The following is a 21,051-nucleotide window of genomic DNA, read 5'->3' on the forward strand; positions in this document are numbered from 1 at the left end:
ATCTCCATGAACATTCGATTTTTTCTGGTTGGCAGATGCGGACGACTGAAGGTGTGTTTTGCAAAGGCTGTGCCCGGTCGCGTTCAGGCAAGAAAATGTCGTGCCAGAGCGCTTGCGCGCTGAGGGCGTGCACCAGGAGGGGACGGTAGTCGGGCGGTGGTGCGTCGAGTTGCGCCAGATTGGGGCGCGAACTGTCGCGCAGATGCGGATACAGAAACGATAAACATGTACCACAGCAGGTGAAAACCGACGGCCCACACTCACGCGCTCATCCCGATTCTCAGCGCAGGTTTTTATGAGTCATGTCTCAGGCCGATCCGGTCGTTCCGCAAGTTCTTCAGCAACGTTCAAGCTGCCGCCACTGAGCCCGGCATTTCTGACTGAAGAGGACGCCGCCTATTGGGTGCACACGCGGATTCCACTGAACCCGGACAAAGAGTACGGCAGCGTGATCCTGCTGCGTCCGGACGGGAAATTGCTCGCCACTTCACCCATCGCCGGGCAAGCCACGGGTTTTGACTTCGGCACAATTGTGCAGACCGATGTCCTTGGCGGCATGCTTCATCCGCTGGGCTACCGGTGCGTCGCCAGCGTTCACAGCCATCCGCCGATCCATGCCGAGTTCCGCAATGGCAATCGGCGTCAGGATGAAACGCTGCTCCGGCTGTTCATGAGTTTCTATTCAGGCGGCGATTTCATTGGCGATGTGTCGGCGCGGGATTTTTTCCGCAGCGCTTACCTTTCAGGCCCGGATGGCAGCTTGCTCAAATACGTCTCGAGCGGCTCGCCCGAGGAGCGCGACTACTTTCTCTGGCAACAGTCCGGCGGGCCGTCGGGCCATCCGGCGGGGGCCTATGACGTGATGGCGGTGATCAACAAACTGGCGACCGTGGGTGAACTCAAAGTCACTGTTTCGAATGCCGACTGGGGCTACTCGGTGGGGCGCGTACCTGCGGACTGGAAGGCCGGCGCGTCGTTTTCAAAGGGTGTGGTCACCGAACTGCCGCTGATGACCCGTGTCTGCGTCAATGCCGAACGCGCCGTGCTGGCCGCGTTGAAATCCAGAGGCGCGCACGCAGCGGGTCTGCTGTTGAAGAAGTTGACTGGCGAGGAGTATGTCGCCACCCATGCGCGGCCGGCCGGGCTCGCCGCTTGGGATCCTGAGCGAATATTTCCGGTTGATGCCCAAGGGCAATTGCAGCTGCCCAAGGGGTATTTGCTGGAGGGCTTTTACTTCGCCTCGCGACCCGACCCTGCACAGTTTCCACCTGGCCAGCCGTGGCTCTACGAGAACCTCTTCACGCCCCGGGAGATCGCCTGGGCTATCGAAGCGAATGCCCGCAGCCAACATCTGGCGCAAGCGGGGCGTGCGTTGTCGCTGTACATGCGGGCGCAGGATCATGCGATGTTGAAGTACCGCTTCAGCGGCGATTCGATCGAAGCGGCACTGAGCGTTACGCAGTCGGACGGCACGGTCAGTGACAATGGTGTGCAGGCAAGGCTGTTGGCCGGCACACTGGATACCCGCGCATTTGTTTCGATGCTGGTACTGGCCGGGACCCTGGAGGTCGTGCGCGGCAGTGCGTTGTGGGCGCATCTGGGGCCGGTGGGTCTGCAATGGCAGCCCTTCGCCAATTTCCCCTGGCCGCGATTGAGCCGGGCTTTTCTGGCGGCCGATGATGCGGTTCGCCATGCCCATGAGCTCGTGGGCATTCGCCGTGATCAGCAGCACGCGGGGTATGTTTTTCAGCGTAGCGACAAGCGTTTCGTGGTGACCGAACCCTTGCCCGGGGATATCGAGACGCTCAGCCAGGGGCGGCTTTATCCTCTGGACAATCACGGTCGGCCGGTGTTTCCAGACGACCACACCATGCATGCGCGTTATGTCGCTCACGTTGCGCTTTCGCAACTTGACCCGGTGCATATCCGGTATCTGCGCTGGACCCGTGCCGAGGCTCTGCTGGACGTGCAGATGCTCAACGTTGACGAGCTGCGGCAGACCCTGGTCGACGGGATCGCTCTGTATTGCTCTGGTGCCGGTGACAGCCTGATCAGGTTCCAGCCCTACACCACCATCGTCGCCAGGGAGCTGGCCAGACGCCTCGGCACTGGCAAGCACCCGGGCGAGCTAGCCAGTGCGCTGCGCAACGGCACTGAACGGCCACAAGCCTTTGTGCGTGAACAGGCGCAGGCCGGCGTCTTGTTCAACCTGATCGATCACGCACTGTGGGGCTATCGCGGGCAAATCGGCGCTGACTGGAGCCTGCCAGTAGCGTCAGTGGCTGAACCAGGCGAGTCTGAGCCGCCGCTGCCGACGTTACCGAAACCGTCATTGCCAGATCTTTCTTTGCAGCCATATCCGCCAACGCAAGTGCCTGCGCCTGGCGCTACAACAATGCCGTGGAAGCGTCCTGCGAGGATTTTCTTTGGTGCGGTGTTTTCCTCGGCGGACGATGCAGCACTGAGTCAATCCAGTACTGACGTGCATTTGCACGACGAGAAGAAAACCTGGTTCGGCTTCATTCTCAAGCACGTGGGGCGGGAGGAATACATCGCCAGCGAGCTGATACCCGTCAGCGATAGCGGCACCAATCTGTTTCGTCAGGAGTCGGTGTTCAGTTCCAGCAGGACGGCTCCCTGGTATCAGTACCCGGATGGCTTCGACCTGCATGCCGTGTATTACATGCACCAGCGAATCGGGGAAACCTTGCGCCATCCCCAGGACTGGCTCGCGCATTACTTCGTCACGCCAGAGACGCTGACCGTTGCCATGTATCTCTCCGAGCGGCGCCCGGTCGTCGCCACTGGCCGCCACAGAACTTTGTATATCGCCACTGGTGATGGTGCTCTGCTCAGGTATGTGTTCAACAGCTCCAGCAAGTTGTTCTACGACGACAGCTCGCAGACGACGCTGCAAACGCTCAAGGACGATCTCGCTGCGCAAAGGCTGTTGCCATCCGACTTCGTGCACACCGTGGTCGACAGTGGTCAACTTGACGTGCTGCGTACGAGTCTGTGCTGGGACCGGCCGGGTTTGGTCAAGAAAACCTGGCAGCCTTACGCAAATCTGCAGCGACGCGCCCTGGGGCCGGTTTTTCACAGTGCCGACGATGCGGCGGTGCATGCCCGATCGCTGTTGCCGCAGAGCACCGACAAGCTCTATGGCGGTGTCATTCTGAAACGCTCCGACGGCCTCTACGTCTCTACCTCGCCGATTGAAGTGACACGCGAAAATTTCGACAGTAGCGAGATCATCGCCGACGAGACTCGCGCTGCCGGACTGTTTCCAGAAAATTGCCGGATCGTTGCGCGTTACCGCTCCAGAGTCCCGAGGGAGCTGTCGGTAGCGTTTTCGGCCATCGACAAACAGATCTACTTGAACATGCTGTCGGTCGATACCTTGTACTCGGCATTCACGCGCAAGCCTGTGGTCTGGGATGAATACCTGTTTGCGCCGGACGGTGCGACGATTCGCTATCAGCCTGGGTTGTGGGAGCGTCTGCGCGCCGATCTGTCGATTGCCCTGACGGCAAGCAATAGCCTGCCCGCATCATTGGATGGCGAGACCATCAAGCAGCGCCTTTACAGCGGTGAATTGAAACCGATCGACTGGATCGACTCGCTCGCCAGAACAGGTTATTTGCAGGTCGTCACCGGCAGTGACCTGTGGGGCCTGCCCCGGCAAGTATCGCGCTGGGTGCCGTTCTCCGCCGATCTGCAGATCGTGACGGATTACAGCAAAGCCGCTACTGCGGCGGTGTGCAGCCCGTTATTTCTTCAGGCAGATGCGGCCGCTCGATATGTCCATGAGCTGGCGGTGAGCCGCGATATGCAGACTTTCGGTGTCATCCTGCGCTCGGCCGGCGGTGTGTTTCTTGCCAGTCTGCCGCTGACTGCACAACGGTCGGCGCTGGCGCTGGACCGGATTTTCGAGCACGGGCGACTGCCATCAGGCTTTCTGCTGGATTCGATTTATCTGCGCGCCGTCCTGCCGCCGCTTGGCGCACGATCCACGGATATCCGGCACGTGCTGACCATGCCCAGCGAAGTCCAGCAGGCGTGTCGACGGGCCAGTACGCCACAGGGTTACAAGCCGATCTACTTCTCCTGCGCCGACGGAGCGCTGCTGAGGCTGCAACTGCACGCGTTCGAGCCCGGCACATTCTTCGACCGGTTCGGGCAAGTGGAATTGCGCCCCAACGCTTTTGTGTCAATGGAGCAGGCGGCGATTGATGAACGCAACAACAGCAAGGGCACTTTCAGCCTTGTCGAATACGTAAATCGAATGGCGCGAGCCGGTGACCTGCATGTCATTGAAACCAGCGCCTGCTGGTCTCGCCGTGGTCGGGTCGAGGAGGGCTGGCAACCGGGTCTGGCCGAGATATCTCGTGAGCGCCACTGGCAAAATCATCCGGTTCCGGCGCTGGGACCGATCTTCCAGCATCCCGACGATGCTGCCCGCTATGCCCAGCAACGGACCGACAATGAAATACTCGCTCGGACCGGCTATGAGGGCGCGGTTCTCGGGGAAGACTCCGGCCAGCGCTTTGTCCCGCTGGAGCCTGTTGCGTGGTTCGCCAACGAGGAAAATCTTCGTCTGCGTCTTTTCCGTACTGCCGAGGACCCTGCGACCGACTGGCGCCGACCGGCACCGCGCTTCCCTGACGGTTATGCCGTCGTGGCCAGTCATCAATTCAGCCTGTCGGGCAATACCTTGCTGGTCGCTGACAACGAACAGATCCGCAGTAATTTCGCCGAACCCGCGCTGGTGTATGCACACACCCACGAGTTGAAAAACCAAGGTTTCGATATTCGTGGGTATTACTACTCCACGCCCGGCCATGAGTTGCTCAAATACACGCCAGTGTACTCAGACGCCGAACGGGATCTGCTGCTGACCCGTTCGGTCGTTTATGAAAACGGGCGATGGGTTAGCCGCCTCACGCCTGGGCAATTTGTCTCCCGACTCCTGCAATTGGGCGAATTTCAGGTGTTGGTGGCAGGTGCGTATTGGCGCCATACCGGGCACCTGGGCAGTGGTTGGCGAACCCGTCGGCAACAGCCGGCGGCCGAAGGTGCCGTGCGAATCAGAGATGAGTTGTAATTCGAATGGCGAGTCGAGCGCGGGCCACTGAGCCCGCGCCACACTGTCAGCGCGGTAGATCGACGGTGCGCCGGGCGACTCGTGGCAAGACGAACCGGTCAAGCAACCACACGAACAGCAGCGAAGCCCCCACCAACGGAAACACCACCGCCAGCACCAGCATGATCGCCACGCCGGTTTTCCATGTCGGCAGGTCATGGCGCAGCGGCGGCACACCGAACTTACCTTCAGGCCGACGCTTCCACCAGATCACCACGCCGCTGACGGCGCTGAGCAGAATCATCAGGCAGATCAGCAGCACGACGATCTGGTTGAAGGTGCCGAACATCTTGCCTTCGTGCAGCATCACGCCGATTTCGGTAGCGCGAGCAACGGTGCCGTAGTGCTCGAAACGCACATCGGCGAGAACCTTGCCGGTGTACTGATCGATATGCAGGGTGGCGTCGTTGCGCGGGTCATCGGCGAATACGGCAATGGTGAACACGCCGGTGGCGGTGGTCGGCAGGGTGATGCTGTAGCCGGGCTCGACCTTGCGCTCACTGGCGATGTGCTGCACATCCTGCAGGCTGACTTCGGGTGCTGCGGGACCGGCATGGGCATTGCCGTGATTCATGTGTTCGGCGTGGTCGCCGGACATCGGCATCGGTGTGTTCTCCATGGCCCATGGCACGGTCTGGCGGGTCGCGCTGTTGAGGCTGCGTGCCTCGATGTCGGAGGTCGGCACGTTGTCCCACATGGCGGCTGGAAACACGTTCCACACCTGCGCGTATTGCTTGCCCCAGAAACCGGTCCAGGTCATGCCGCTGAGCAACATCACCAGCAGCAATGTCGCGCCCCAGAACCCGGTGACCGCATGCAGATCGCGCCACAACACTCGACCGCGGCTGTTCAAACGCGGCCATAGAATGCCCGCCGCCTGACCACGCGGCCACCACAGGAACAGCCCCGAGACCACCAGCACCACGCCCCAGCCAGCGGCCATTTCGATCAGCCGATCGCCGACCGTGCCGATCATCAATTCGCCGTGGATCGCACGGGCGATGGCTTGCAGATTCTGCTTGGCATCCTGCTCGCCGAGGATGTCACCGTGGTACGGATCGACGAACACGTTGAGTTCGTGACCTGCATTTTTCACCACGAATTGCGCGCTGCGTTCGGCATTCACCGGCGGCAGGTACTGAGTGACTTGGCCTTGCGGATAGGCAGCTTTCACCCGTTGCAGCAAGTCATCGGCCGGCACCGTGTGGTGCCCGACCGGTACGTCGAGCAGGCTGCTGTACATCAGCGAATCGAGCTGCGGTTTGAACAGATAAATGATCCCGGTCAGGGCCAGCATCACCATGAACGGCGCGACGAACAGCCCGGCATAGAAATGCCAGCGCCAGGCCAGGTAGTAGAAATTGGGTTGAGGCTTTTGCATCACGTGTGCTCCGCTTGGCTTGGTTCTTTTCGTTGTCTGTTACCAGTGGGAGCGAGCCTGCTCGCGAAGCGGTTGTTCAGTCGATATCAATGCCGACCGTGGCGTCGTCTTCGCGAGCAGGCTCGCTCCCACATGGGTAGGTGTTGGTGTCAGAAACTCATATCCACTTTGGTCCAGAGCGTGCGCCCCGGTTCATTAATTGCCTGTGGGTCATTGGCCGGGTAACCGAACCCGGCGTTGCCAGCCAGGTTCAGGTGCTCGGCGAAGGCTTTGCCGAACAGGTTGTCGACGCCGCTGCTGACCTTCCAGTGCTGGTTGATGCGGTACGCGCCGTTGAGCGAGAACACGCCGAAGCCCGAGCTCTGGGCGTAATCCTTGCCGACCACGTTGCCCTTGTTCGCGTCGATGCGGTGCTGCGCGGCGACCACTCGCCAGAGTGCGCCGGCGCTCCACTTGGCCTCGCTGTAGGTCAGGCCGAAGCGCGCATCCAGCGGCGGCATCTGCGGTAATGCCGAACCGTCGCTGCTGTTCTTGCCCCAGGCATAGGCCAGGGTCGCATCGGCTTTCCAGTTGTCGGTGAGGTTGTAGGCAGCTCCCAGTTCGCCACCCATAATCCGCGCGTCGATGTTCTCGGCGCGCGAGGTGCTCATGCCCATCATTCCCGGCGTGTAGTCGAACAGGATGTAATCGCGTACCACACCGATGTAACCCGAGGCCCAGGCTTCGAGGTCGGCGCTCCTGTAGTTCACGCCAAAGTCGAACTGCGTGGTCTTTTCCGGTTTGATCGAGTCGAACGCATTGACCGATCCTGCCGGGCCGGACTTGGGCGAAAACAACTCCCAGTAATCCGGGAAGCGTTGCGCGTGGCCGAGGCCTGCATAGAGCGTGGTCGGGCTGTCGACGAAATCATGCTCGTAACGGATGAAGCCGCTGGGCAGGGTGTCGGCGCGGGTGTCGTCGGCGGTCGGGTTGGGGCGGGACATCATCCCCGAGCCGGTGGTCTGCCGGTAATCCTTCGCCGAAGCACGGTCGACACGGGCGCCAGTGATCAAGCGATCACGCTCGGCGGCGTACCAGGTCATTTCGCTGAACACGCCGTAGTTATGGAAATCGGCGTCCTTGCTGTACGGCAGGTCCTTGTAGGTATCGATGCCCATTGAGCTGCGCTGGCGGTGCTCGTTGGTCTGTGCGTCGAGGCCGGTGATCAGCTGAACATCAGCCCAGCGCCAGGTTGCCTTGAGCCGCGCGCCGAGGGTGCGTCGGTCGACGTTGGACGCCATGGGCCCTGCCATCATCCCGGTGCCGGACGGGGTGCGCAGGGTGTAGTTATCCATCACATGGTCGGCGTAGTTGTAGTAGACCTGCGCCTCGAGTTTTTCCAGCACCTCGCTGATGTTGGATTTCTCGAAACGCAGGCCGAGGCTTTCGCGCAGGAATTGCGAACCGTCCATGCCGCGCCCGGCATACCGCGCCTCGCCGTCGCCCTTGCCGGCGGTGAGTTCGATCAAGGTGTCGGCATCCGGCGTCCAGCCTAGTGCGACATCGCCGTTCCACTTGTCGTAACGCGAGGCGACGATGTCGTTGTTGCCATCGCGGTAATCGTCGGAATGCGCGGTGTTGCCGATGACTCGCACGTAGCCCAACGGACCGCCGGCAGCCGCGTCGACAACCTTGTCGAAACGCCCATGCGAGCCGGCCAGGATGCTGGCGTTGACGCGAGTGCCGAGTTCGCCGAAGTTCTCCGGCTCACGGTCGAACAGCACCGTACCGGCCGATGCGCCCGGCCCCCACAGGACCGTCTGCGGGCCTTTGATCACCGTGAGCTTGTCGTAGGTTTCCGGCGAGATGTACGAGGTCGGCGCGTCCATCCGGCCAGGGCAAGCGCCGAGCATCATGCTGCCGTTGGTGAGGATATTCAGGCGCGAACCGAACATGCCGCGCAGCACTGGATCGCCGTTGGTGCCGCCATTGCGCACCAGAGCGAAGCCGGGAATGGTCTTCAGGTAATCGCCGCCGTCACTGGCCGGCACCGGTTGGCGCGGATCCTTGGGGTTGGTGACGATCGTCAGTGGTGAGCTCGGGGCGATGGCAGTGATCACCGTCGGACTCAGTTCACTTTCGTGGCCGGTGTGATCATCAGCCAGCGCCAGCGGTGTCAGCAGTACGCCGCAAAGGACGGCAATCGCGTGCCTGCAACGAATCCGCGATTCATTCAGGGCAAAGTGCGCGCGGGCAGATTCCGCGCAGGGGACAGCAGTAAACCTGGACATGACAATTTCCATCGAACAGTCGTAAACACCACGGCCGGCAGCCTGGAGCTGTCTTCTCAACCGTGTGCAATCAGAGATGCGTGTTTACGTGGCGATGGGCGGGGCGCGGGTGCGGGCGCCGGGGAAGAAGGGTTGGCGGGCATGGCCCAGACGCGGGGAGGGTGGGGTGAAGGTGTTGGGGGGCGGGATGTTGAAAGCGACGAAATCGCCGCCGCCGGTGAGCGCCGGGCAATTGAACAGCAAGCTGCAATAGCCGCATTTTTCCCACAGCACGTGATGCGAAGATTGCGGCGGGCAATGCTCGGCCGCAGGCTGGGCTGCATGGCCGCTGTGATCCATGCCGGGCATGTCCATCGACATGTCCATGCTCATTGGCATCGACGTCGAGGCGTGCTGATCCATCGGCATCGACTGAGAAATCAGTGGACCGATGAAAATCATCAGCATGGCGAACAGGGCGATCCAGCTGCCACGCGTCAGCGCTTGAGTCTGACGGTGATGCGGGACGGGCCTGGCGCGCAACGGACGCATGGGCGAAGTCAGCCGGGTCGGTTACTGAGCATGGACGTGGCCCTGAGCGGATTCCGGCGCGTTCTTCTGCACGGCGACTTCAACGCTGACGTCACCGGCCTTTTCGAAATGCAGGGTCATCGGGAAACGCTTGCCGTCGCTGAGCAGGCTGCGATCGCTCGGGTTGAGCAGCATCACGTGGTAAGCCATCGGCGCGAAGGTCACGGTGCCGCCGGCGGGGATTTCCACGCTTGGCACTTGCTGCATCTTCATCAGATCGCCCTGCATCACGTGCTCGTGCAACTGCGCTTGTGCAGCGATGGGCGAGTTGACGCTGAGCAGGCGATCGGCGCTTTTGCCGGTGTTGTGAATGATGAAGTAGGCGGCGACGGTCGGCGCATTCGGCGGCAGTTCCTGCGACCACGGATGGGCGATTTCCAGCGCACCCGCCTTGTATTCATGGGCATGGGCGAAGCACGCCGGCAACAACAGCGCAGCGAGGACGAAGAGTTTCTTCAACATGGCAGTTCTCCAGAACGATTTGAAACGCGGAATTATGGCGCGAACAAATCAGACCAGAGGGGAAGCACGGGGATTGAGACTCGGCCATTGCTGGCGCGGCGTCGGGGCTTGCAGGGAGGCGGGCGCAACGCTGCGGTTGCTTTCAAATTGCGCGAAATACAGCTGCGGCGAATGCCCCGGCAGCGCGAGCAATGGCGCCCCACCTGAGCAACACCAGCAGTGCTGCATGTTCGAATGGCTGTCGTTCTGCGGGGCCTTCTGATCCGTGGCACCGATGTCGATCGCCACCATCTTCATGCCGCTGCCGGTGCAGAAACTGCTCCAGAGTATCTGTTCGCCCGATGAACTGGCCGCCTGCGCCATCGCCCCGCTCAGCGGCATGGCGAGCATGTTGAACAGCACTGCAAGGCAGGCGATCCAGGCAAATGCTAACCGGCGTCGGTTCATGGGACAGGTCCGTTGGGTGGGCGATCAGGCGCGGCCCATTTAGCCTGATCAGGGCCGATAAGTAAAAAAGCGTCGTGCGGTTTGGTGTCGCAGTGCTTGCTGCAAAAGTTGTAACAGTCTGCGCCCCGTTTCGATTTCGCCGCCGTGAATGAGTGTAGCGGCTTCGACTCGCAATGCCTGGGCGAAATCCGCATCGGTCTCTATTCGTGCTCGTATGGTCTGCATAACGTCTCGACCTGCTGCTCGGTTAAGTTGCCCATCTCCCGAGTCTTCCAGTTCACAGCCCTTGATGTATTGGCCCAGATCCGCTGGGGGGTTTCAGGTAGTCCCGAACGTCTTCGCGAGCAGGCTCGCTCCCACAAAGGGCCGTGCCGATTCAGTGGGAAAGGGCAGCGAGGACTTCAGCGACTGATCCAAACTCCCGATCAACCCCCGGCAACCCCGGGCGCTTCAACACCAGCACCGGCACTCCCCGCTTACGCGCCACCTCCAGCTTCGGCTCAGTCGCGCTGCTGCCGCTGTTCTTGCTGATCAGCACATCGATCTGCCTGCGCTCGAACAGCGCTCGCTCGTCTTCCAGCAGAAACGGCCCACGGGCGCCGATCACTTCGCAGCGTGGGTTGCCGGGATAGATGTCGAGGGCGCGCAGGGTCCAGAACTGGTGGGCGGGGATTTCGTCGAGGTGTTGCAGCGGTTCACGGCCGAGGGTGAACAGCGGGCGGTGGAACGGTTGCAGCGCTGTGATCAGTTCGGCCCAGTCACTGACCTCGCGCCAGTCATCGCCTGCTTGCGGCTGCCAGGCGGGGCGGCGCAAGGCCCAGCAGGGAATGCCGGCAAGCTGTGCCGCGCGGGCGGCGTTGGCGCTGATTTGTGCGGCGTACGGGTGCGTGGCGTCGAGCAGCAGATCGACACCTTCATCGGCGATGAACTGCGCCAGACCCTCCGCGCCGCCATAGCCGCCGACCCGAACCTGGCAGCGCAAATCGCTCGGCACCCGGCCAACGCCGGCGAGGCTGTAGATATGTTGTGGGCCGAGCGTGCGGGCAATCGCCAGCGCTTCAGTCACACCGCCGAGCAGCAGGATCCGTTTCATGCAAAACCCCCGGCGTGGCCGACAATCCCGCCCTGACGATCAATGGCAAACACCTCGACCTGGACCTGCGCCGGCACTACGCTGCGAGCGAAATTCAGCGCATGGCGACAAACCTCATCCCCCAAAGCAATGCCCGCCGTGCTGGCCATGGCCAAGGCTTGTTGGCTGGTATTGGCTTCGCGAATGCCTTGCTGCAACGCCGGGTCCGCGCCAATCGCCGCCGCCCATTCGGCCAGCTGCGGCAAATCGATGCTCGAATGCCGCGAATGCAGATCCATATGCCCGGCGGCGAGTTTGCTGATCTTGCCGAAGCCGCCGCACAGGCTGAGTTTATCCACAGGTACTTTGCGCAGATGCTTGAGCACCGCACCGACGAAATCACCCATCTCGATCAGGGCGATTTCCGGCAGGTCATAGACCCGGCGCATGGTGTCTTCGCTGGCGTTGCCGGTGCACGCAGCGATGTGCAGATAGCCGTTGGTTTTCGCCACGTCGATGCCCTGATGGATCGAGGCGATGTAAGCGGCGCAGGAAAACGGTCGGACGATGCCGCTGGTGCCGAGAATCGACAGGCCGCCAAGAATGCCCAGCCGTGGATTCATGGTTTTCAGCGCCAGTTCTGCGCCGCCCTCGACATTGACCGTGACTTCGAAGCCGCCGCCGTAGCCGGTTTCGGCGGCGAGCAAGGTCAGATGATCGCTGATCATTTTGCGTGGCACCGGATTGATCGCCGGCTCGCCGACGGCCAATACCAGACCTGGTCGGGTCACCGTGCCGACGCCGACACCGGCGTTGAAGCGAATTCCCGGTTCGGCTGACAGGCGCACCTGTGAGTAAAGCAGGGCGCCGTGGGTGACATCAGGGTCATCGCCGGCATCCTTGATCGTACCGGCTTCGGCGCCGTCTTCGCTCAGTCGGCAGAACTCCAGGCGCATCTGCACCTGTTTGCCCTTGGGCAAAGTGATGTGCACCGCGTCGGCAGCGATGCCGGTGAGCAACAGGCGCGCAGCGGCGAGGCTGGTGGCGGTGGCGCAGCTGCCGGTGGTGAGACCGCTGCGCAGGGGCGCGGGTTGTTCGGCGGTTTCGTCACGCATCGAGGGGTTTGACCAGTTCCAGCAGGGTGATCGGCAATGCCTGACGCCAGGTGTCGAACTCGCCGAGCGGCTGCGCCTGGGCGACATGGATGCGCGTCAGCTCACCGCCGTATTGTTCGCGCCAATGCATCAGGGTGACTTCGCTTTGCAGGGTCACGGCGTTCGCCACCAGACGGCCGCCGGGCTTGAGCCGGTCCCAGCAGATTTCGAATACACCCTCACGGGTGACGCCGCCGCCGATAAAAACAGCGTCCGGCCGTTCGAGGTTATCCAGTGCTTGCGGCGCCTTGCCACGAATCAGTTGCAGGCCGGGTACGCCCAGCGCATCGCGGTTGTGTTCGATCAATTGCTGACGGCCCTCGTCGGCCTCGACCGCCATGGCACGACAGCTCGGGTGCGCACGCATCCACTCGATGCCGATCGAGCCGCTGCCGGCGCCGACATCCCAGAGCAGTTCGCCGGGTTTCGGCGCCAGGCGGGCGAGGGTGATGGCGCGCACGTCGCGCTTGGTCAACTGGCCATCGTGACGGAACGCCGAATCGGGCAAACCGGCGAGGCGCGACAGGCCGGCAACACCGGAGTCGGCCAGGCACTCGACAGCGACGACATTGAGGTCGGCGACCGCCAGGTCGTCCCATTCACTGGCGCGGCGGTCGATACGCCGCTCGGCGTCACCGCCCAGATGCTCCAGAACTGTCATGTGACTTGGGCCGAAACCACGTTCGCACAGCAATTGCGCAACGGCGGCCGGGCTGCTGCCGTCATTGCTCAGCAACAACAGACGCACGCCGCTGAACAGATGCGCATTGAGCGCCGCCAGCGGACGCGCCACCAGCGACACAACCGTCACCTCCTGCAACGGCCAGCCCAGGCGCGCCGCCGCCAATGCGCAGGACGAAGGCGCGGGAATGATCGACATCTCGTTGCTCGGCACCTGCCGCGCCAGACTGGCACCGACGCCGTAGAACATCGGATCACCGCTGGCCAGCACGCAGACCGGCTCGCCACGCGACTCGAGCACCGGCGCGAGGGAAAACGGACTCGGCCACAATTGCCGCTCGCCGCCGATGCACGGCGGCAGCAGATCCAGCTGACGCTGGCCGCCGACGATCCGCGAAGCGCCCATCAGAGCACGCCGGGCATTCTTGCCCAGGCCCTTGAAGCCGTCTTCACCAATACCCACAACGGTCAGCCAATCGCCCATTTCATACTCCAGATCCTGCGTCCAGCGAAGCGGGCGACATGATAACGCGACAATCGATAACTGGCTGCTGTCCTTTTTTCAGGAACGCCGACATTGAATGTTTACATTGTTTTTTGTGGTTTTTCGAGTTCTTCGCAAGTATTGAATCGGCGTTCCGCTGAAAGTACTTGTGAATATCTGGAAGGTACTTTTTTAGTAAGTTGAATAATCGAATGGATAATTGAAATGAGCGATGTTTTGAACAGTATCTCGGCACTGCCCAACCAAGGCAGTGCGACGGTGATGGGTAATAATCTGTTGTCCTTCTTTTCCGGGTTGACGCCGGAAGACAAACGATTCGTCAAAGACAGTATGCGCTGGGCAGAATACAGAGCCGATTTGCGTCATAACAGAAACAGTGAGCCAGCTGCTTGGTTCGAATATTATTCTGGGGTGCTTTGGTCTGTCGGCTGGAGCCTGGAGCAGGCTCCGGTAATCCATGTTGACAAGAACTTTACCGGCAATGCGCTGGACGTCTGGGCGCGATCCTTGTCGCAACAACTAAGTCGGGAGAAAGTCGGGCTAATGAAGGAAGCGTTCCATATGCTTGAGACACATTCAGATGCAATAGATGTATTTAGAGGTGGCGCTCGGGAATGGAGCGATTTTCGTTTTTCCCCTGCTCAGTACAATTTCAATAGGGAATTGGAAATTGTCATCAGTAATGTTCGCTTGCTTGACGCGAAGTGGCCCTCTACCTATTTGTTCTGGACTATTCAGCATACGGGTTCGGAGCTTGATATCCGCTCCAGGCGCTTTTTGATCAGGTCTGCCGCGATAAATGAAAATCGGCTTCAGTTGGCTGCTGCAGTGCTTGATATGCGCACGCGTGAAATTGAGTTGGCTCGGGGCGCTTGATGTTAGTTGTACAGCTTTGTTTGATGGTTTGTATGACGGTCTGAAATTAAATGCATGGATTTTCGATTTGATTAACTCCGGTGCTGTGGCTAGTTTGTTCTCCACACCAAGTCGGTGTTTTAACCATGAAAGGAATCCATTTATGACTGAGCTGAATAAAGATGTAATGTCCGCTGTTGAGCGGTTTAGTTTGATTGCACAAACCAATGACTTTATCGCTGCGCAGCCAGTGCTGCGTTCTCGTTCGGGAAGTGTTGGCAGTAGCTTGCCGATTGATAAAGATGAACTGAATGCTGCAATCATGGGCTCGGGTATTGCAGGCTTTGATGCAAGCATGTCCAAGCGCAGCAAACGAATCGTTAAAAACACCTACATGTATGCCGATCTGGTTGCCTTGCTCAAATATCCGGCGTCCAACCAGAAAGAACAGCGCTATAACGAGTTTATGCGATTGATGAAACTGGCTGGCTGGTTTGCTTTCAGCCAGCCTTATAATCGATATACCGCTACTTCGCAAAAGCTGACCATGGACAATGTTGTCCTGTCTGTTCTGCATACCGCTGTTGGTGCTGCGGTAGGGCAGGGCCAGGCAGCCCTTAAAGTATTGTCCTCTGTGGCAGATGCGACCATGGATGCACTGAAAAATGAACCACAGGCCCTGACGCTGTTCGAGAACAACTCGAAGAAAGCCGAAGGTGGCAACTTTTGCATGAGTGCGGCTTCGCAGGATGATGAGGGTGGTATCACCCTGGCAATCGCTGCTGTGCAATATCTGGCTTCGGCTCAACCTACCAAAGTACTGTTTGTAGAATGGGCAACATCTGCTGTGGAGATTTATAACGCCGGCGCCACGATGTATATGGATGAGGAAGACTATACAATGGTAGAACCATTGATTGTCAAGGCTCTGACTGAGCAACGTGAGAAAGCGCTCAGCTACGAATTTGGCCAATCGGTCTGAAAGTGATTAATGCCAGAGGCGCAAGCCTCTGGTTTTTTTGTGGGAGATGCAAATGTTCGCGATTTCGAAGGTTTTCGTATGCGCAGGGGCATTAGTGCTGGTAAATAAAGAGCTGTCGGCATCTGACATTGACGATAGTCTCGATGCGCTGCTTTATTCACAAACGGTCGCCTCGCATAAAGTTCCCGATGCTGTTGAATGCGATGCATGGAATGACGCCAATAAAACGGCTTTGAAAGTCACCGGTGCTTTGTTTTTCGACGATCCGGTTATCAGCGCGCCTGTCACAACGCCCGATACTTTTACTTTGCTGGAGTTGACTCAAGAACTCTTGCAAGGATGGTCGCCGGCAGTTTTGAACCAACAGGTAATTGCCAATCTGACCTCGCAACTGGAGAGCAACGGTGCGGCCCTTGAGTTGCTTCAGCGAAATATTCTGCAAGAGGACAAGTCGATTCGCTTCATGCTTGGCAGCGTATCTGCGGAATCGACGATTACGATGGTCGTCATTTCGTTTGCCGTCAAAGAGCCTGTTCCGGGCAATGTGCTTGAGCGACGCTTCAATGCTGAGCAGATAGTGGGCAACCTTGCTGTTGATTGCTACAAGGCTCTTATAGATGCCGATGATTACTGTTTCTCGAGAGCCAGGATTATTGCGTTATTGGGTGAGCGGCGCGAAAAGCAGATTATCGCCCTGACCTGAGAGCGCGGCAGAGGCAACAACTGAAGCCTGCCTGCCCCACCGGTCGAGACAGAGGGCAGACTTTTCATACCGGTGGGCAAAGCAGGCATAATACTGCGCCTTCGCCCGCGAAGCGCTTCTGCCACACAACCGGTCAGCCCCTTGAACGAACGCCCGATGTCCACCGCCTTACGCCCCTCGGCCTGCCCGGGGTTGCTGCGTATCGTCCAGGCACTGGACGGCGGTATCTGCCGGATCAAGCTTGATGGCGGTTCGATCAGCGCGGATCAGGCCGATGCGGTGGCCGCTGCCGCCGAAGCGTTTTCGAGCGGTGCGATCGAAGCGACCAATCGCGGCAACCTGCAGATTCGCGGCATCGGTGCGCAATCGGCGGCGCTGATCGAGCGCTTGCTGGCCGCTGGCCTCGGGCCAAAGAACGCTGCCGGCGACGATGTGCGCAATCTGATGCTCAGCCCGGCCGCCGGCATCGATCGGCAGATGCTGATCGACACGCGCTCGCTCGCAGGGCAAATCCTCGACACCTTGCAAAGCCATCCGCCCTTCCATGAGTTGAGCGCCAAGTTCGCCGTGCAGCTCGATGGCGGCGAAGCGCTGGCGATGCTCGAACATCCGCACGATCTGTGGCTGTCGGCATTCGAGCGTGACGGCGAAGTCCTCTGGGCATTCGGTCTGGCCGGTTGCCCGACCGATCGCCCTCTTGGCGCTGTGACTCAGGACAACGCTCACGCGCTGGTGGTCGCCGCGCTGGAACTGTTCCTCGACCTGGCCCGGCCAGAGCAAACACGGATGCGCCATCTGCTCGATGAGTTGCCCAGGCTCGCGTTTCTGAAATCGTTGCGCGAGCGCGTATCGCTCAAGGCAATCAGCAATTGGCAGCGCCCGGCGTCGGCAGACGCGCTGCACATCGGCGCTCATCAGCAGAACACGCAAGGCCGCTGCTACGTCGTCGCGGTGCCGCCACTGGGCCGTCTCGATCCGGCGATGCTGCGTGGCGCGGCGCAACTGGCCCGACAGTCTGGCGATGGCAGTCTGCGCTTCACGCCGTGGCAGAGCCTGCTGCTGCCGAACGTGAAAGCCACGGATACCGACAACGTGCTTGAGCAGTTGCGGGCGTTGGGTCTGTTGACGACCGAGGCCGAACCACTGGCTCGCCTGATCGCCTGCACCGGCGCCGATGGCTGCGGCAAAGGCCTTGCCGACACCAAACAGGATGCCCGGCAACTGGCACCTCTGCTGCCCGCAGGGCTCGGCGTGCACCTGTCGGGTTGCTCGCGCTCCTGCGCCGCCGCCCATTGCGCGTCAGCCACGCTGCTGGCCGTCGCCCCCGGTCATTACGACCTCTATTTTCGCGATGCAGCGCAGCCCGGATTCGGCACGCTGCACGCCTGCAATCTTACTATTGAAGCGGCCGCGACCCTGCTCGACGCCCGCTCCCGGAGCCCCCTTGATGCTTGATTACATCCGCGACGGTCAGGAGATCTATCGCAACTCCTTCGCGATCATTCGCCGCGAGGCCAATCTGGCGCGCATTCCCGCCGATCTGGAGAAACTGGCGGTGCGGGTGATCCACGCCTGCGGCATGGTCGAGGCCGTCGACGGTCTGCAATTCTCCGAGGGCGCGGGCAAGGCCGGGCGCGATGCTCTGGCGGCCGGTGCGCCGATTCTCTGCGACGCGCGGATGGTCTCCGAAGGCGTGACCCGCGCGCGTCTGCCGGCCAATAACCAAGTGATCTGCACTTTGCGCGACGACAGCGTGCCTGAGCTTGCCCGTGAGCTGGGCAACACCCGCTCGGCCGCCGCGCTGGAACTGTGGCGCCCGCACCTTGAAGGCAGTGTGGTGGTGATCGGCAACGCACCGACCGCGCTGTTCTACTTGTTGGAAATGCTCGACGCCGGCGCGCCAAAACCGGCACTGATCCTTGGCTTCCCGGTCGGCTTCGTCGGTGCTGCCGAATCGAAAGCGGCGCTGGCCGCCGACAGTCGCGGCGTGCCGTTCGTGATCATGCAAGGCCGGCTGGGCGGCAGTGCCATGGCCGCCGCCGCCGTCAATGCCCTCGCCACGGAGATCGAATGATGCAGGCCAAAGGACGTCTGATCGGCCTCGGTGTCGGCCCCGGTGATCCGGAACTGATCACCGTCAAAGCCTTGCGCCTGCTGCGCGAATCGCCGGTGGTCGCGTATTTCGTGGCCAAGGGCAAGAAGGGCAATGCGTTCGGCATCATCGAGGCGCATCTGGTCGAGGCGCAGAATCTGCTGCCGCTGGTCTATCCGGTGACCACCGAGGCGTTGCCGGCGCCGCTGTCGTATGAGCAGGTCATCAGCGATTTCTACGACGAAGCCGCTGTGGCGGTCGCCGGACACCTGGATGCCGGCCGCGATGTGGCGGTGATTTGCGAAGGCGATCCGTTTTTCTATGGCTCCTACATGTACCTGCACGACCGCCTCGCCAGCCGTTATGAGGCCGAAGTCGTGCCCGGCGTGTGCTCGATGCTCGGCGGCGCTTCGGTGCTCGGCGCGCCGCTGGTGTATCGCAATCAGAGCCTGTCGGTGCTTTCCGGCGTGCTGCCCCACGAGGAGCTGAAGCGGCGTCTGGCCGATGCCGATGCGGCGGTGATCATGAAACTGGGGCGCAACTTTCCCAAGGTGCGTCAGGTGCTGGAAGAACTCGGCCTGGCAGAGCGTGCGTTGTATGTCGAGCGCGCGACCATGGCCAACCAGAAGATCGTACCGATGGATCAGGTCGAGCCGATGTCCTCGCCGTACTTCTCGCTGATCATCGTCCCGGGCGAACGGTGGCAAGGTTGATGAGCCAAGCGACTCCCGCCATCGTCATTCTCGGCCAGGGCAGCCTCGCCACGGCGCGGCGCATTCAGCAGGTCTATCCGGCGGCGAAAGTCCATGGCCTTGCCGGACGGGTTGAAGGCGCCGACAGCCGCTATGAGGAATTCGGCGCGACCCTGCGCGCGTTGTATCAACAGGACACGCCGATCATTGCCCTTTGCGCGGCCGGCATTGTCATTCGCACACTGGCGCCGCTGTTGCTGGAGAAAGGCGCCGAACCCGCTGTGCTGGCGGTGGCCGAAGACGGCAGCGCGGTGGTGCCGTTGCTGGGTGGACTCGGTGGGGTCAATGTCATGGCCCGGGAGATCGCGGCGGCGTTGCAAGTGGCGCCGGCGATCACCACCAGCGGCGAATTGCGCTTTGGCACCTGCCTGCTCAATCCGCCGAGCGGCTATGCACTGGCGGATCTGGAGTCGGGCAAACGCTTCGTTTCCGACCTGCTCGCCGGGCACAGCGTGCGCATCGAAGGCGCGGCGCCATGGCTGGATCAGGCGCAGTTGCCGCAGGATCCGCAGGCGCAGCGGTCGATTCATGTGAGCAGTGCGCAGCGGGTGGCCAGCGCCGATGAATTGCTGATCTACCCGCGCAGTGTGGCGGTGGCAGTGAGCGCTGAGGTGGCGGATCTGCCGAACGCCATTCGCACTGCGTTGCAACAGGCCAGCGTCGCCGTGCCGGCACTGGCGTGTCTGGTGGCAGCAGACGCTGAAATGGCCGCATCGACTTTGCGCGAAGCTGCGCTCGAGTTGGGCGTGCCGCTGCGCTTCGTCGCGGCGCAAAACGATCTTCAGACGTTGGCCCGGGTTGCAGTGCCTGCGGCGAAGGTGATCAGCGCAGAACATCTGGCGATCGCGATTGCCGAGCAACCGCTGGACGTCGCGCAGATCGGCCGCCCGCGTGGTCGCCTCGCGGTCATTGGCCTTGGCCCCGGCGCCGCCGAACTGATGGTGCCAGCGGTGAAAGCCGAACTGGCCCGCGCCACCGATGTGCTGGGTTACGAAACCTACGTACGGATGGCCGGCCCGTTCCGCGATGATCAGGTGCAGCACTGCACCGACAATCGCGAAGAAATGCAGCGTGCCCGCCATGCCTTCAGGCTCGCCGCCGAAGGCCGCTCGGTGATCGTGGTTTCCTCGGGCGACCCGGGCGTGTTCGCCATGGCCGCTGCGGTGCTCGAAGCCCTGCACGAATCTAACGATCCGGCCTGGCACAGCGTTGATCTGGAAATCCTCCCGGGCGTTTCCGCCTCGCTGGCCACTGCGGCTCAGGCCGGTGCGCCGCTGGGCCACGACTTCTGTGTGATGTCGCTGTCGGACAACCTCAAGCCGTGGTCGATCATCGAGAAACGTCTGGATCTGGCCGCCGAAGCGGATCTGGCCCTGGCGTTCTACAACCCGATTTCCCGGGCGCGCCCGTGGCAGTTGGGCCGGGCGCTGGAGATTGTTGCGCAGCACCGCTTGCCTGAAACACCGGTGGTGCTCGGTCGGGACATCGGCCGGCCGGGGCAGACGCTGCGCACCACGACCCTGGGCGCATTGACACCGGAACAGGTGGACATGCGCACCATGGTGTTGATCGGCTCTTCGACCACCTGCACCTTCGCCCGTGCCGGGGGCGGTGAATGGGTGTACACGCCGCGTTGGTATGGTGAAAAACCGCTGTCCTGAAAAACCCTCCGCTCATGCAATTCTCAGCGACGGGAAAGTTTGAGCGGTTGTAAGTCCGATTGAAGTTTCAATTGTTTTCCACCAGCAATAAACAATGGCCATGTCCCACAGGGCAGGGCCATTTTTTATGCCCGACGGTCGCGCCGGTCCGCTAATTATTTCGCTGCCGTTACAGCGTAGTGCTCCGGTGTTATCAGATATTGCCGGTGACAAGCTTTGTATTCCTTGTTGTTTGTGTGGCGCGTATTCGCCCACTAGGGTGCTGTGTTCACAGCACTAGTCGAGTGTCGTTCAAATCAATCTACCGCTCTGCAGCGGCGC

16 protein-coding genes are annotated in these 21,051 nt (G+C 61.1%); 8 read left to right on the plus strand and 8 right to left on the minus strand.

Annotated features, from left to right (window positions below; translation table 11 throughout):
* Positions 1-295 precede the first annotated feature (295 nt).
* Positions 296-5,104, plus strand: a complete 4,809-nt coding sequence (locus OK411_RS04045) for a DUF4329 domain-containing protein (protein ID WP_264364457.1) — start codon at positions 296-298, stop codon at positions 5,102-5,104.
* 46 nt (positions 5,105-5,150) lie between these two features.
* On the opposite strand, the gene OK411_RS04050 is transcribed toward OK411_RS04045, so the two are convergent.
* From OK411_RS04050 to cbiE, 8 genes are all read right to left on the minus strand, one after another.
* Complete coding sequence (locus tag OK411_RS04050) at positions 5,151-6,524, minus strand: PepSY-associated TM helix domain-containing protein (protein WP_264364458.1); 1,374 nt, start codon at positions 6,522-6,524, stop codon at positions 5,151-5,153.
* A gap of 149 nt (positions 6,525-6,673) precedes the next feature.
* A complete protein-coding gene (locus tag OK411_RS04055) occupies positions 6,674-8,794 on the minus strand; it encodes a TonB-dependent copper receptor (RefSeq protein WP_264364459.1) in 2,121 nt (706 codons plus the stop codon).
* A gap of 84 nt (positions 8,795-8,878) precedes the next feature.
* On the minus strand, positions 8,879-9,325 hold the full coding sequence (locus OK411_RS04060; RefSeq protein WP_071174270.1) for a DUF2946 domain-containing protein: 447 nt from the start codon (positions 9,323-9,325) through the stop codon (positions 8,879-8,881).
* A gap of 21 nt (positions 9,326-9,346) precedes the next feature.
* On the minus strand, positions 9,347-9,826 hold the full coding sequence (locus tag OK411_RS04065; protein ID WP_136492310.1) for a copper chaperone PCu(A)C: 480 nt from the start codon (positions 9,824-9,826) through the stop codon (positions 9,347-9,349).
* A gap of 48 nt (positions 9,827-9,874) precedes the next feature.
* Positions 9,875-10,273: a DUF2946 domain-containing protein gene (locus OK411_RS04070; RefSeq protein ID WP_264364460.1), complete on the minus strand. Its 399-nt coding sequence runs from the start codon at positions 10,271-10,273 to the stop codon at positions 9,875-9,877.
* Positions 10,274-10,649: 376 nt separating this feature from the next.
* Entirely contained in the window at positions 10,650-11,366 is a 717-nt protein-coding gene (locus OK411_RS04075; protein ID WP_264364461.1) for a cobalt-precorrin-6A reductase, read from the minus strand.
* Complete coding sequence (locus tag OK411_RS04080) at positions 11,363-12,460, minus strand: cobalt-precorrin-5B (C(1))-methyltransferase (RefSeq protein WP_122881161.1); 1,098 nt, start codon at positions 12,458-12,460, stop codon at positions 11,363-11,365. The genes OK411_RS04075 and OK411_RS04080 overlap by 4 nt, the downstream gene beginning before the upstream one ends.
* A complete protein-coding gene (gene cbiE / locus OK411_RS04085) occupies positions 12,453-13,664 on the minus strand; it encodes a precorrin-6y C5,15-methyltransferase (decarboxylating) subunit CbiE (protein WP_264364462.1) in 1,212 nt (403 codons plus the stop codon). The genes OK411_RS04080 and cbiE overlap by 8 nt, the downstream gene beginning before the upstream one ends.
* Before the next feature lie 225 nt (positions 13,665-13,889).
* Between cbiE and OK411_RS04090 the strand changes: the two genes are divergently transcribed.
* The 7 genes from OK411_RS04090 (at position 13,890) to cobJ (ending at position 20,730) form a co-directional block, all read left to right on the plus strand.
* A complete protein-coding gene (locus tag OK411_RS04090; protein ID WP_130926974.1) occupies positions 13,890-14,561 on the plus strand; it encodes a hypothetical protein in 672 nt (223 codons plus the stop codon).
* Between the two features lie 142 nt (positions 14,562-14,703).
* Positions 14,704-15,522 carry a hypothetical protein gene (locus OK411_RS04095; RefSeq protein ID WP_264364463.1) on the plus strand — a complete coding sequence of 273 codons (819 nt, stop codon included), beginning with the start codon at positions 14,704-14,706 and terminating at the stop codon, positions 15,520-15,522.
* A gap of 52 nt (positions 15,523-15,574) precedes the next feature.
* On the plus strand, positions 15,575-16,225 hold the full coding sequence (locus OK411_RS04100; protein ID WP_264364464.1) for a hypothetical protein: 651 nt from the start codon (positions 15,575-15,577) through the stop codon (positions 16,223-16,225).
* Positions 16,226-16,381: 156 nt separating this feature from the next.
* The gene (gene cobG, locus OK411_RS04105) at positions 16,382-17,680 is read left to right on the plus strand and encodes a precorrin-3B synthase (RefSeq protein WP_319636902.1); all 1,299 of its coding nucleotides are present in this window, start codon (positions 16,382-16,384) and stop codon (positions 17,678-17,680) included.
* Positions 17,673-18,299, plus strand: a complete 627-nt coding sequence (locus OK411_RS04110; protein WP_024011415.1) for a precorrin-8X methylmutase — start codon at positions 17,673-17,675, stop codon at positions 18,297-18,299. Before cobG ends, OK411_RS04110 begins: the two co-directional genes overlap by 8 nt.
* Entirely contained in the window at positions 18,296-19,030 is a 735-nt protein-coding gene (locus tag OK411_RS04115) for a precorrin-2 C(20)-methyltransferase (RefSeq protein ID WP_413694500.1), read from the plus strand. The genes OK411_RS04110 and OK411_RS04115 overlap by 4 nt, the downstream gene beginning before the upstream one ends.
* Positions 19,030-20,730, plus strand: coding sequence for a precorrin-3B C(17)-methyltransferase (cobJ, locus tag OK411_RS04120; RefSeq protein WP_264364465.1), 1,701 nt, complete (start codon positions 19,030-19,032; stop codon positions 20,728-20,730). Before OK411_RS04115 ends, cobJ begins: the two co-directional genes overlap by 1 nt.
* The last annotated feature ends 321 nt before the right edge of the window (positions 20,731-21,051 follow it).

This window comes from Pseudomonas sp. RG1, assembly GCF_025910115.1.
GTDB lineage: Bacteria > Pseudomonadota > Gammaproteobacteria > Pseudomonadales > Pseudomonadaceae > Aquipseudomonas > Aquipseudomonas atacamensis.

Excerpts from the sequence above, each read along its gene's own strand:
- OK411_RS04045 (WP_264364457.1), top strand. The coding sequence starts at position 296 with ATGAGTCATGTCTCAGGCCGATCCGGTCGTTCCGCAAGTTCTTCAGCA.
- OK411_RS04050 (WP_264364458.1), bottom strand. The coding sequence starts at position 6,524 with ATGCAAAAGCCTCAACCCAATTTCTACTACCTGGCCTGGCGCTGGCAT.
- OK411_RS04055 (WP_264364459.1), bottom strand. The coding sequence starts at position 8,794 with ATGTCCAGGTTTACTGCTGTCCCCTGCGCGGAATCTGCCCGCGCGCAC.
- OK411_RS04060 (WP_071174270.1), bottom strand. The coding sequence starts at position 9,325 with ATGCGTCCGTTGCGCGCCAGGCCCGTCCCGCATCACCGTCAGACTCAA.
- OK411_RS04065 (WP_136492310.1), bottom strand. The coding sequence starts at position 9,826 with ATGTTGAAGAAACTCTTCGTCCTCGCTGCGCTGTTGTTGCCGGCGTGC.
- OK411_RS04070 (WP_264364460.1), bottom strand. The coding sequence starts at position 10,273 with ATGAACCGACGCCGGTTAGCATTTGCCTGGATCGCCTGCCTTGCAGTG.
- OK411_RS04075 (WP_264364461.1), bottom strand. The coding sequence starts at position 11,366 with ATGAAACGGATCCTGCTGCTCGGCGGTGTGACTGAAGCGCTGGCGATT.
- OK411_RS04080 (WP_122881161.1), bottom strand. The coding sequence starts at position 12,460 with ATGCGTGACGAAACCGCCGAACAACCCGCGCCCCTGCGCAGCGGTCTC.
- cbiE (WP_264364462.1), bottom strand. The coding sequence starts at position 13,664 with ATGGGCGATTGGCTGACCGTTGTGGGTATTGGTGAAGACGGCTTCAAG.
- OK411_RS04090 (WP_130926974.1), top strand. The coding sequence starts at position 13,890 with ATGAGCGATGTTTTGAACAGTATCTCGGCACTGCCCAACCAAGGCAGT.
- OK411_RS04095 (WP_264364463.1), top strand. The coding sequence starts at position 14,704 with ATGACTGAGCTGAATAAAGATGTAATGTCCGCTGTTGAGCGGTTTAGT.
- OK411_RS04100 (WP_264364464.1), top strand. The coding sequence starts at position 15,575 with ATGTTCGCGATTTCGAAGGTTTTCGTATGCGCAGGGGCATTAGTGCTG.
- cobG (WP_319636902.1), top strand. The coding sequence starts at position 16,382 with ATGTCCACCGCCTTACGCCCCTCGGCCTGCCCGGGGTTGCTGCGTATC.
- OK411_RS04110 (WP_024011415.1), top strand. The coding sequence starts at position 17,673 with ATGCTTGATTACATCCGCGACGGTCAGGAGATCTATCGCAACTCCTTC.
- OK411_RS04115 (WP_413694500.1), top strand. The coding sequence starts at position 18,296 with ATGATGCAGGCCAAAGGACGTCTGATCGGCCTCGGTGTCGGCCCCGGT.
- cobJ (WP_264364465.1), top strand. The coding sequence starts at position 19,030 with ATGAGCCAAGCGACTCCCGCCATCGTCATTCTCGGCCAGGGCAGCCTC.